This window comes from Bradyrhizobium betae (assembly GCF_004123905.1).
GTDB classification, from domain to species: domain Bacteria; phylum Pseudomonadota; class Alphaproteobacteria; order Rhizobiales; family Xanthobacteraceae; genus Bradyrhizobium; species Bradyrhizobium betae_A.
This window is the reverse complement of the sequence record NZ_MZXW01000004.1, coordinates 366,534-378,158: the sequence shown is the minus strand read 5'-3', so window position 1 is coordinate 378,158 and position 11,625 is coordinate 366,534. Positions and strand designations below refer to the sequence as shown.

Genomic DNA, 11,625 nt, shown 5'->3' with positions numbered 1-11,625 from the left:
TTCCTGATAGGGGCACCAATTGATGTTTCGCGATGCGAGGGCTGGCGCTGACTGCCTTCTATCCGAAACGGTCTCGCGTGCGTCTTGACGATAAGAACAGCTGCTGCAGCGCATTTTTGGCTGGTCGTGCAACGCCAGTTTTTTGTGACGTCAATTGCGAAACCTGCTGGACGACTTTCTCACGCGGGGCTCGATACCTCAGCAGAGCATGTGTCGATGAAGTGCCGGTCAGGAGCCGCTGCCGAGATAGAGCTGGTGCAGCTTGTCGGGGGCATCGCGCAGTTCGGCGCAGGCGCCGTCATAGACGATCTTGCCGCGCCGCAGCACATAGGCCCGGTTGCCGACGGCGAGCGCCAGCACTGCGAACTGCTCGACCAGCACCACGGCGAGCCCCTGGTCCGCGAGCTCGCGCACCGTGGTCATCAGCCGCCGCACGATGGTCGGCGCAACGAGATCGTCGACCATTGCTGCGACGCATGGAACAAGCTCGTCGAGCAACCCTGCACAATCATGTCGATCGGTCTGCGAGATTGGGCATATGGGTTCTGATCAGTGAATCTTGGTATAATACAGGCTCTGGGCGATGCCTTCCTTGCGGCACAGCTCGGCAATGCCGTCCTCGCCGCGCAGCCCGTCCAGCACAATACGGATCTTGTCTTCGGCTGAGAAATGGCGCCGGGTCTGCCGCCGGATGTCCTTCACCACCCGTTCCGCAGGGGCCTTCACCGGCGATTTTTTCAAGGAGGGTTGGGCCTTCATCTTCGTTTCTTCGTCACTGCGACGAAGCCCCAACCCTCCTTAAATCACAACCTCAAATCTGTGCCATTAGTGCTGACGCCGGACACTCGTTGCCGAGCGCCGCCATCTCACCGAACGCGGTGTACACCGCGCCGGCGCTCGACAGGGCGCCAAGGTTAACTGGTGCTTGCAGATAACCGGGCTGAACTAATGAACCCGAGAACCGCGACGATCCCGAACAGCGTGGCCGCCGCGACCGCGAACCGGCGCTCCATGGGGCCATGCGGCACGCCGACCCCTCGCACGCCCGCTGGTTCCGGCTCCAAATCAGAATCCCCTCAGACTTGGCGCGACCAGTGCGCCCTGCGGCGGTTTGTGCCTAGCTAAAGCAATGCCTCACGCCGCTGCCGCGGCCCAGATCGCCGGCTTGCGCGCCGCCCAAGGCCGGGTGCGTTCAAGTTGTCCCGCGAGTTGGAATAGAATGTCTTCCCGCCCGAACCCGGCGGCGAACTGCATCCCGATCGGAAGCGCCGTCTTTTCGTCAAAGGCCAGCGGCACGGATATCGCCGGCAACCCGGATACGTTGAACATCGGCGTGAAAGGCGAGGTCTCGAAAATGCGGCGCGTCCAATCGAGCCCACTATCGTACTCGCTGCCCTTACCGAACTCGCCGATGGGCGCGGGAAGCCCAGGAAGGGTCGGGGATAGCAGCACGTCGTTTCGGGTAAACCAGTGACCCAGGCTGCGCGTCACTCGATTGCGCATTCCCAGCGCGCCGAGCATCTCCATGGCGGTCACCTTGCGGCCATATTCGTAGCAGGCAAGCGTGGGCGCCTCAAGCGTGCTGAGGTCAATGGGACGGCCCAGCGCTTCCGCCAATCCAGCGATCAAGGCCGCGAGGTTCGCCGTCCACAGTTGCGCGTTACCCAACACGAACTCTTCCCAGCTCACGCCGAGTTTCATGTCCGAGATTTCGACCCGGTGGCCCAGCGCCCGACAGTGTTCGGCGGTCTCAGCGGTTGCTCGCGCGACCTCGGGAGAGGTCGCCGCGCCGCCGAACGGCTGGGCCATCACGCCGATCCGCAACGTGGCCGGCTCGCGATCGACCTCGGAGAGATAGGGCCGGGCGGGAGCGGGAATGACATAGGGATCGCCCGGCTCGTCGCCCTGCACCGCGTCGAGCAATGCGGCGCTGTCGCGCACGGTGCGGCTCAATCCCAGCTCAATACCCATGCCGTTCAGCGCCTCGTCGGCGTCGGGACCGATGGGGACCCGACCGCGGGTCGGCTTCAGGCCGACCAGGCCGCAACTCGAGGCGGGAACACGAATCGATCCGCCCCCGTCATTGCCGTGCGCCATCGGCACGACGCCGGCCGCGACGGCGGCCGCAGTCCCCCCGCTTGACCCACCAACATTGCGCGACAGGTTCCAGGGGTTGTGGACCGGCCCCTGATAGACCGTCTCGGTGGTGCAGCTGAACCCCATTTCGGGGGCCGCCGTGCGACCGAACGTCACCAGCCCGGCCTTACGGAACCGCTGCATCAGGTGCGTGTCCGCCGCGGCGGTCAGGCCCGATGCGAGGCGGCTGCCCATCTCGCTGCGTTTGCCCTCCATCTGGAGGGCGACGTCCTTGATCAGGAACGGCACCCCATGGAATGGCCCGTCGCGCGGCGCGGACGCGATCTGGGCGGCCACGTCCTCGGGCCAGATGTCGATAACGGCGTTGAGACGCTCGTTCACCGCGCCGTTCGCCGCGAGCGCCGCGTCGACCACCTCGGCGACCGCAACTTGGCCCGAGCGGATCAGTTCGGCGAGGCCAAGCGCGTCATAGGACGCATAATCGGATAAATGCATGGAGCACCTCTTGCGAACAGTTGAACCGTGTGGAGGATCGCCGGGCGTTCCTCACCTGTCATCTACCAAACGAGGGATGTGACCGTCGGACACATTTTTGTTGCGGCGCGGACAATACGATACGGGCACCAATTCCTGATAGGGGCACCAATTGATGTTTCGCGATGCGAGGGCTGGCGCTGACTGCCTTCTATCCGAAACGGTCTCGCGTGCGTCTTGACGATAAGAACAGCTGCTGCAGCGCATTTTTGGCTGGTCGTGCAACGCCAGTTTTTTGTGACGTCAATTGCGAAACCTGCTGGACGACTTTCTCACGCGGGGCTCGATACCTCAGCAGAGCATGTGTCGATGAAGTGCCGGTCAGGAGCCGCTGCCGAGATAGAGCTGGTGCAGCTTGTCGGGGGCATCGCGCAGTTCGGCGCAGGCGCCGTCATAGACGATCTTGCCGCGCCGCAGCACATAGGCCCGGTTGCCGACGGCGAGCGCCAGCACTGCGAACTGCTCGACCAGCACCACGGCGAGCCCCTGGTCCGCGAGCTTGCGCACCGTGGTCATCAGCCGCCGCACGATGGTCGGCGCCAGGCCAGCGGACATCTCGTCGATCAGCAGGATCTTCGGCCGGCCGGCCAGCGCGCGGGCGATCACCAACATCTGCTGTTCGCCGCCCGACAGTAGCCCCGCCAGAACATCCCGACGCGGCAGCAGTTCGGGAAACAGCTCGTAGGCCTTCTTGACGTCGCTCGCCGAGGCCGCGCCGGCGCGCAGGTTCTCGTTGGTGGTAAGCTGGCGGAACACGGTGCGGCCCTGCTCCACATGGGCGAGGCCCGCGCCCACGCGCGCGCCGGGGCGCTGGCGCTGGATCTCGTGGCCGTCGACCTCGATCTTGCCGCCGGCCACTGGGATCACCCCTGACAGCCCCTCCAGCAATGTGGTTTTTCCGGCGCCGTTGGCGCCGAGCAGCACGCTGATCTGCCCGCTCTCGACCGAAAGACTGACCTCGCGCACCACCGGGAGGTGAACGCGATCGACCCGCAACTCCGAAACGACCATCCTGCTCATGCCGCTGCGTTGCCTTCTTCAATGCCCAGATAGGCCTTCCTGACCCGCGGATCCTCCAGCACCACGGCGGGCGCTCCGGCGGCGATCACCCGGCCGAAATCCAGCACGGTGATTTCCGAGCAGGCCGCGCGCACCAGATCCATGTCGTGCTCGACCAGCAGCACCGCGCAGCCGAACAGCTTCGGGATCTCGGCGATGTGGCGGCCGAGCTTGATGGTCTCCTCGTAGGACTGTCCTGCCGCCGGCTCGTCCAGCAGCACCACCTTCGGCCGCGCCGCGACCACGCCCGCGACGTCGAGCAGGCGTCGGGTGCCGGCGTCGACGCTCGCCACCAGCGTATCGGGATGCGGGCATTCGATCCAGTTCAGGATCGCCTGAACCTCGGCGTCCGACATCTCGCCGCCGGCGAGGCGGACATAGGCGCCGACGGTGAGTTCGGGCGCGATGCGGGTGGTCTGCCAGGTGCGGCGAATGCCGTTGCGGGCCCGCACGTGAGCCGGCTGATCGTCGACCGCGTCACCGGCAAGTTCGACACTGCCGCTGTAGGAATGCAGGAAACCCGCGACCGCGTCGATCAGCGTCGACTTGCCGGCCCCGTTGGGGCCGATCAGGCCGGACACCGCGCCCTCGGGCACGGCGAGGTCCACGTGGTTGAGCGCGACCACGGCGCCGTAGCGCACCGTCAGGCCGCGGGTCGACAGCGCCGTGCCGTGGCGCAGCGGCACCGCGGCCGGCGGCGCGATGCGGGCGCCGGCATCGAGCGGCGCGGGTGCGGCCTTGCGCCAGCCGCGCACCTTGCGCCGCAGGGTCTCGCTCATGCTCTCCCCGGCGCTGAGCGCCTGGGTGGCGCCGATGGCAAACAGCACGTTGCCGATGTCCTGGCCGAGATTGAGCCGGCGCAGGATTTCCGGAAACGCCACCGCCAGGATGCCGCCGATCAGCGCGCCTTCGGCGAACTGCGCGCCGGTCATGGTCGAGACCGCGAACAGCGCCAGCGATTGCATCATGTTGAAGTTGTCCGCCACCAGCGTGCCGAGATAGCCCGCCAGCAGGCCGCCGGAGATCCCGGCAATGAAGGCGCTGATCGCAAACGCCGAGAGCTTGGCGCCGGGAATGCTGATGCCGTGGGCGGCGGCGGCACGCTCGGAGTGCCGGACCGCGAGCCAGATTGCGCCGAGCCGGGTGCGGATCAGGAACTCGAGCCCGACGGCGAGGAAGACGTAGAAGATCAGCACGAAGATGAAATAGCCGCCGTCGCTGTCGAAGATTTCCGGCCGCGGCACCGCAATGAACTTGGTCTGGCCCGGGAACGTGATGCTTGCCAGGATGGCGTCGAACGCGGTCGCAAACCCCAGCGTGACGATCGCCAGGTTGATACCGCGCAGCCGCAGCGCCGGAAGGCCGATGGCGACACCGAACGGCACCGCCGCCAGCCCGCCGATGAAGATCCAGACCGGCAGGTTGCCCGGTGCGCCCCCCACGTTGAGATAGCCGACGGTCCAGGCGCCGACGCCGGCGAACGACATCTGGCACAGCGCGATCATGCCGGTGCGTCCGGCGACCAGCCCGATGCTTTGCAGCGCCACGGCGGAAATCAGCACCGAGGTGGCGAGATAGGTCCAGTAGCCCGGGAGCAGGCCGGTGATGATGGCGCCGGCGACCATCGCGGCGGCGACAATGACCGATGCCGAACGGAAACTAGCGCGCTTCATCCCAGCGGGCTCCTCGCTGCAGCCACAACATGACCGCAAGTATGATCAGGAACGGCACGGCGCCGCGATACTGGTTGAGACCCCCGATCACGCTGGTCATGCCTTCGACGACGCCGATCAGGATGCCGCCGATCAGGGTCATCCAGAAACTGCGGAACAGGCCGATCAGGGCGGCGGCGAGCGCCGGCACCACCAGCAGGCTGAGCGACATGAAGTCGGGCGAGCGTTGCGGCGCGATGATCATCAGCGAAAACGCGGTGACCGCGCCGGTGATGCCCCACACCAGGATCGACAGGAACTGGACCGGCACGCCGATCAGCTCCGCCGCCATCGGCCGCTCCGACAGCGCCCGCAGGTGCAGGCCCATGCGGGTGCGCGACAGCAGAACGTCGGCGAGAATTGTGAACGCCACGCCGAGGCCGATCGTCAGCAGCGAGGAGATGGTCAGCTCGACGCCGGCCAGCCGCATTGCCGATCCGGAAAACAGGTCGGGGAAATGATGCGGATGCTGGCCGCCGGTCAGCCGCAGGCCGATGGCGACGATGCCCACCAGCAGCGCCACGGTGACCGCCGCCTTGGTCGAAGCATTGGATTCGGCGAACCACTTTGTCATCACCAGGCCGATGGCGACGCCGGCAATGACGCCGGCGACGAGCCCGCACAGCACGGCGGGAAATAGCGGTATGCCGGCCTCGTTCAGCACGACGAGCACGAAGGTGCCCGCGGTCCCGATCGCGGCCGATGTGAAGTTGACGACCGCCACCAGTCGATAGGTGAAGACGGCGCATACGCCCAACAACCCGTAGGCTCCACCTGCGGTCAATCCCGCAACTGCAGATGTCAGAAGGCCATTCATTACGGCTCCTTAATAGTTGCGCGGCGGATAATTCCGCCGCGCAACTAGTCGTTCATTCCAGCCTAATCAAGAGCTACACACATTACAGCGGGGGCAGCACGACCCAACTTGGAGTAGCAATTTTCCACGTTCCGTGATCGAGCTTCACGACCTTAGTCGCCTGCATCGGCGAATGGGTGGCTCCACTCCCGAACACCCACGCCGAACCGTTGAGCGCAACTCCGATCGGCTGCATCGTCAGGAGAGCCGACGTGACTGTGCCACGCGTCACCGGACCGTCAATTTTTTTAAGGACTTCAACGAACACTTGCGCCGCCAGGTACCCACCCTGGGAAAATGCGGTTAGTGGACGCTTTGCGGCGTTCATCGAAGCCAACCAACCTTTGTTGGCCTCAGAATTCGGCTCTGTGAAAGGCTCCCACTCTACGGACGCATAGACTGGTTGGTTGGTGTCGGCCAATGCCTTAGCGACCTGTTCAGTGTAGGCGGGAGAGAGGAACAGCCAGCTGATGCCAGTGACCTTTTGGGCATCAGCGGTCTTGATCCATTGCACCACTCCCGGTTCAATATGGTTAGTTACCACGGCATCACAGCCCGCATCGCGCACCTTGATCACGTAAGGCGTCAAGTCTCCGCCGGGAGTCATTGACAGATCTATCATGTGAAGCTTCTGACCGGTGATCTTTTCCCAGTTCGAAAGCGCCGTCTTGTAGGCCTCGTCCGTCCCACCGATGATGCCGATGACCGCGCAAAGCTTCTTAACGTTAAGCGATCTCGCCCCGAAGTAGCTCACAGCCGTTGTCATCGTGAATGGACCGGCGTTCACCGGCGCGATGTTTGGCGAGTTGAAGCACGCCGCATCAACACCGACGCCTGGGATGTCCAAGACGTTCTTGCGCTTGTAGGTTGGACCATTGACCGCGCATTCGAGTAGACTAGCGCCACCAACGATCGCCACGACCTCCTTGTTATCGATCAGGTCGCGCGCCGCCTGGGCGGCAACCTGCGGATCGGCCTTGTCATCCGAGATCGTGTAGTCAATCTTGCAGCCATTCACACCCCCTGCCGCGTTGATCTGATCGAACGCAGCCTGGGTGGCTTTCGGCACTTCGCTGAAGTCGATAGGGCCGGTCACCGTCGACACAGCGCCGACCTTGATCGTGCCGCCGGCGCACGTCGGACCCGCGGCAAGTGCTTGTCCGGACAGCGCCAGGGCGAGTATTCCAATGCTCCCTGCCGCCAACATCAATTTGCGAACGTTTTTCATGGCTTCCCTTCTGTTGCACTGATCAGATTCCCAGGCCCGGCCAATCGTTCATCCCGCCGAGCAAAGACACAATGACGCTCGCATTTGCCGCACCTCTTTTTCGGTCTCTTCTATGTTCACACGCAGGTCGGAGGCGGCTTGAAACCGCCGAGTTCACGTTCGACAAGTTGAGCGAAACGGATAGGCGTGCGATCTTCCAGGAAGGGCCCGATCAGCTGAACACCTGTCGGCATTCCGTCGACGAACCGGCCACGTCGGTCAAAGGTGCTGGCAGTTCCCGGTGCAATGGTGGCCGGGGAGGCTATGGTCGAGCTTCACCGCACCGGTCCTTTCGGGTTCGAGCGGCGCGTCATCGAGGCGCGAGAGGGTGCCCGTGTCGAAAATGTCGCGCCCTGCGAGAACGGTCTTGAGGACTGCGGTCGTGGGCAGGTCGGCGATGTTGCAGGTCAGCGGGTTGCGATCCACCACGGCGAAATCGGCTTCGGCGCCAGGCACCAGCGCACCGATGCCTTCCCAGTGCATCAACCGGGCGTTGTTGACCGTCCACCCGTCCATCGCCTGCTGCCGCGTCAGTTTGTTTTCGGGCTGATCGAGGCAGCGGCCGGAGCGTCCTATCTCCCGGGTTTCCGTGAGCGCCATGTTCTCGAACGGGCTAAATGGCCCCCAGTCGCTGCCCAAGCCCACGTTCAGACCGGCGGCGAACATTCTGCCCATCGGCGTCAGATCCTTCAGCACGTCCTCGCCGATGCGCTCGGCATACATGTCGCCCTTGCCCCAGCAGAAGCTGGCTGTGGACGTCAGATGGAACTCCATTTCGGCGTAGCGGCGGAGGACCTCGTCGGTGACGAAGGTATTATGTTGCACCACCCACTCCCGCCCACGGACATCCAGGGAAGCTGAATCGATCTGCTCGAAAAATTCCCGATGATCCTGATAGCCGCAGTGGATGACGTTGAGGCGGATCGAATGGGCCAGACTGTAATTAAGCATCTCGCGCTGCAATTCGTGCGAAACGGACAGCGTTCCCCATGTCGGCTTGCCGAACGGCCCCCGATATTCCCGGTCCATTCTGGCATCGCCGGTGTAAGCGACCGATCCGGACACCATGGTCATCCCGCCGATCCGGAACATGGTGTCGTTAACGGACTGCAGCTTCTTTGCGAGCGCCAGATCGGCGCGCACGCTGTCCTGATTGATGACGCCCGGCCCGGCGCCGAAGGCGCCCGGTGCGAGCTCGAGCGCGCCATGGACGCGCATCGTGAGCACCCCATCGTCGCGCATCTGCTGATAAGCCGCGAGGTGGACGGCCTCCATGGCATGGGCTTCGTAGAGGGCGGTCACACCGCGGCTCGCCATCCGCTGCTGTCCCAACACTCCGCCGCGATACCAGACGCTCTGATCGGGCATCGGCATCCGGCCCATGACCCGCGTCAGCCAGAACATGCTGGTATTGTGGTAGCAATTGACCCGCCCCCTGAAGATGCCGGTCAGTTGTCCATCGGCGTCCTTCTCCGGGAAGACATCATCGATCTCGTCGGGAAGGCTGCTGTCGAAGCCTAAAAGTTGCAACGCCAGCGAGTTCATCGCGCAGACGTTGGGCGTGATTGGCGCGAATGCCTGGATCATCACGGGATGGTCGGGGGCGGCCGCATCCAGCTCCCACCGGTTGGGCAGCCGCTTTTCGGGAAGATCCCTGTAGGACCGGCGGATGAAGTAATGCGGCTCCCCGATCGGGGTCGTGAGAATCCACCCGTTCTTCGGCGTGGTTGCCGCCCGCTGCCTGATGCGGGCGAAAATGTCGGCGTGATCGCGCGCATCATAGATTTGCACCGCGATCGTGTCGAACCCACCAAAGTGCATGGAATGCGGGTGACTATCGATCATGCCCGGGACGACGGCGGCGCCATCCAGATCCAGCACACGCGCCGCCGGACCCGTCGCCGATCGCATGTCCGAAAGCGTGCCGGTGGCAAGGATCTTTCCGTCACGGACAACCATCGCCTCGTGCGTTTCGCGCTTCGCGTTCTGCGTCAGGATCGGGCCGCCGTGGATCAGGGTCACAGGCTGAGCGTCTGTCATATTTGTCCTCTTCTAGTTGCCGCGCCGCTTACGGGCTAAAGTTTATCGGGATTACAGCGCGTCATATCGAGCTTGGCCTCACAAAGCCCCCCAGCTGCTTCTCGACGAGCTGCGCGAAGCGGATGGGCGTCCGGTCTTCCAACGCGGGACCGATGACCTGAAGCCCGACCGGAAGCCCGTCCACGAAGCGGCCGGTTGGAATCGCCGTGGCCGGGAGGTCGGCGGCGGCAGCCATGGAGGACCACTGGAATTGGTCGGCATAAGGCCTTTCCGATCCTCCCGCCGAGATCTTTCGCATCGTGGCGGCCAGCTGCCCAAGCTCCGCGTGAGAATGATCGTGATCGAATGCCGTGGTGGTGTTGGCCGGGCACAGCAGCACATCGTAGCTTTCGAAAAAGCGCGCCCAAGCCGCCATCAGCTTCACGCGCTGTCTCGACCAGCCAACGAACTCGCTATGAGACATCTGGACGCTGCGCTCGATGATGGCCGCATAGGGATCTCCGGCTTCGGCGCGTTCCTTTGCCTTGGCGTGTACCGCCTCCATCATGTCTTGTGGTGACATGGCCGCTATCACCGCGTTGAGGGTGACGAAGAACGTCTCAAAGGCTTCCGATAGGTCAATCTCGGGCCTGGCGCCAATCGTCACGCGCGCGCCGGCCTCTCGCAGGGCGTCGATATAGTCGTGCAACTGAGCCCGACAGCCGTCGTCAAGGGCATAGCCATCGTCGATCCAGGCGGCGACCCGGAAGCCGTCGAGCCTTTCATGCCGGCTCTGGGGGATCGCCACGCTCCACGCCTTCGAGGCGGAATCCCCCGCACCGACGAGCACGTCGAGGGCAAGTTCAAGATCTTCGGCGCTGCGGGCCAACGGGCCGGCGACCCCCATGTCGACAAAGGCATCCCCGCCAGGCAGCGGCGGGATGTGGCCGCGTATCGACACGATCCCGAAGCTCGGCTTGTGACCGTAGACCCCGCAGAAATGTGCAGGCACGCGGATCGAGCCCGCTATGTCGCTGCCCAGTTCCAGCGGGGTCATGCCGGAAGCGAGGGCCGCCGCGGAGCCGCCCGAGGATCCCCCGACACATTTCGAGGTGTCCCATGGATTCCGGCTGGTGCCGAAAAGCGGATTGAAAGACTGGTGGTCGCCCGCACCGGTCGGCAGGTTGGTCTTTCCGAACACGATCGCGCCCGCGTTCTTCAATTGCGCGACCGCGTCGGCATCATGCGTAGGCCGGTGATCGGCTAGAAAGGGAAACCCGCAGGTCGTGGGCATCCCCGTTGCTTCGAAACTGTCCTTTACGGTCATAGGCAACCCGTGCAGCGGCGGCAGGTCCGACTTCTTGTTGTCGGCCTGACGCGCGGCTGCGAGCGCGCCCTCGATATCCTGCGCGACGACAAGATTCAGTCTCGGGTTGTGCTTTTCGATCTGCTTGAGGTGCAACTGCAGCAACTCGACCGCGCCGATGCGACGGTCGCGCAGCTCGGCCAACCACTTCGTCGCTGATTGGAACTGTCGCGGGAGGGCTGAGGAGGCGTCTTGCGTGCTTTTCGACATGGGTTTCCCTAGTGAGGGACTGCGAATTGCGACCATCGCAGGGCAAAGGATTGCTGCGCATATCAGGTCTGTCATCCACCAAATTGGGGATGACCGCCCGGCTAATGTCATTTCGGTCGTTGGTACCAGGACCTACGGAAGCTCGCGCGTGGCGCCGCTCCGCTGGCCATCGCTAGCTTGCGCTTGGGACTCCCGGTCGGACGTGCGAGCGTAGAGCCGCGCCAAGAACGCGAGCATACCAGACGTTGCCGCCGGGACGCTGCTCCCGGCGAAGCTGCCGCGATACCGCCCATGGCGGCGACAATATTGGCGACCCACTACCTGCCGATAGGCGAAGACGCACGCGCCCGACGTCGTCAGACTTGCCTCGCGATTTCCTCAGCCGATGGAGACTTGGAAAGAGCCCCTCAAGGTCGCCAACGATGCGTGTCTACTACTGAGCCCGATTGCGTCCGAGGTTCGCAAACCGGCTTGGATCTCGCCGCCGCAACCACAACGAGCGCAA

7 protein-coding genes and 2 pseudogenes are annotated in these 11,625 nt (G+C 64.1%); all 9 read right to left on the bottom strand.

The features are described from left to right. Nucleotides 1-228 precede the first annotated feature (228 nt). A pseudogene (locus B5V03_RS41275) lies at nt 229-447 on the bottom strand (ABC transporter ATP-binding protein); the annotation flags it as partial. Nucleotides 448-564: 117 nt separating this feature from the next. Continuing rightward, a pseudogene (locus B5V03_RS01905) lies at nt 565-759 on the bottom strand (IS3 family transposase); the annotation flags it as partial. A 375-nt stretch (nt 760-1,134) separates the two neighbouring features. After that, a complete protein-coding gene (locus tag B5V03_RS01900; protein WP_129267569.1) occupies nt 1,135-2,592 on the bottom strand; it encodes an amidase in 1,458 nt (485 codons plus the stop codon). 360 nt (nt 2,593-2,952) lie between these two features. After that, a complete protein-coding gene (locus tag B5V03_RS01895; RefSeq protein WP_129267568.1) occupies nt 2,953-3,651 on the bottom strand; it encodes an ABC transporter ATP-binding protein in 699 nt (232 codons plus the stop codon). Next, the gene (locus tag B5V03_RS01890; RefSeq protein ID WP_129267567.1) at nt 3,648-5,363 is read right to left on the bottom strand and encodes a branched-chain amino acid ABC transporter ATP-binding protein/permease; all 1,716 of its coding nucleotides are present in this window, start codon (nt 5,361-5,363) and stop codon (nt 3,648-3,650) included. The genes B5V03_RS01895 and B5V03_RS01890 overlap by 4 nt, the downstream gene beginning before the upstream one ends. Further along, nucleotides 5,350-6,219, bottom strand: a complete 870-nt coding sequence (locus B5V03_RS01885) for a branched-chain amino acid ABC transporter permease (RefSeq protein WP_129267566.1) — start codon at nt 6,217-6,219, stop codon at nt 5,350-5,352. The genes B5V03_RS01890 and B5V03_RS01885 overlap by 14 nt, the downstream gene beginning before the upstream one ends. 82 nt (nt 6,220-6,301) lie before the next feature. Beyond that, on the bottom strand, nt 6,302-7,486 hold the full coding sequence (locus tag B5V03_RS01880; protein ID WP_129267565.1) for an ABC transporter substrate-binding protein: 1,185 nt from the start codon (nt 7,484-7,486) through the stop codon (nt 6,302-6,304). Nucleotides 7,487-7,744: 258 nt separating this feature from the next. Next, nucleotides 7,745-9,565, bottom strand: a complete 1,821-nt coding sequence (locus tag B5V03_RS01875; RefSeq protein WP_129267564.1) for an amidohydrolase — start codon at nt 9,563-9,565, stop codon at nt 7,745-7,747. A 61-nt stretch (nt 9,566-9,626) separates the two neighbouring features. Beyond that, a complete protein-coding gene (locus B5V03_RS01870; protein ID WP_129267563.1) occupies nt 9,627-11,120 on the bottom strand; it encodes an amidase in 1,494 nt (497 codons plus the stop codon). Nucleotides 11,121-11,625 lie beyond the last annotated feature (505 nt).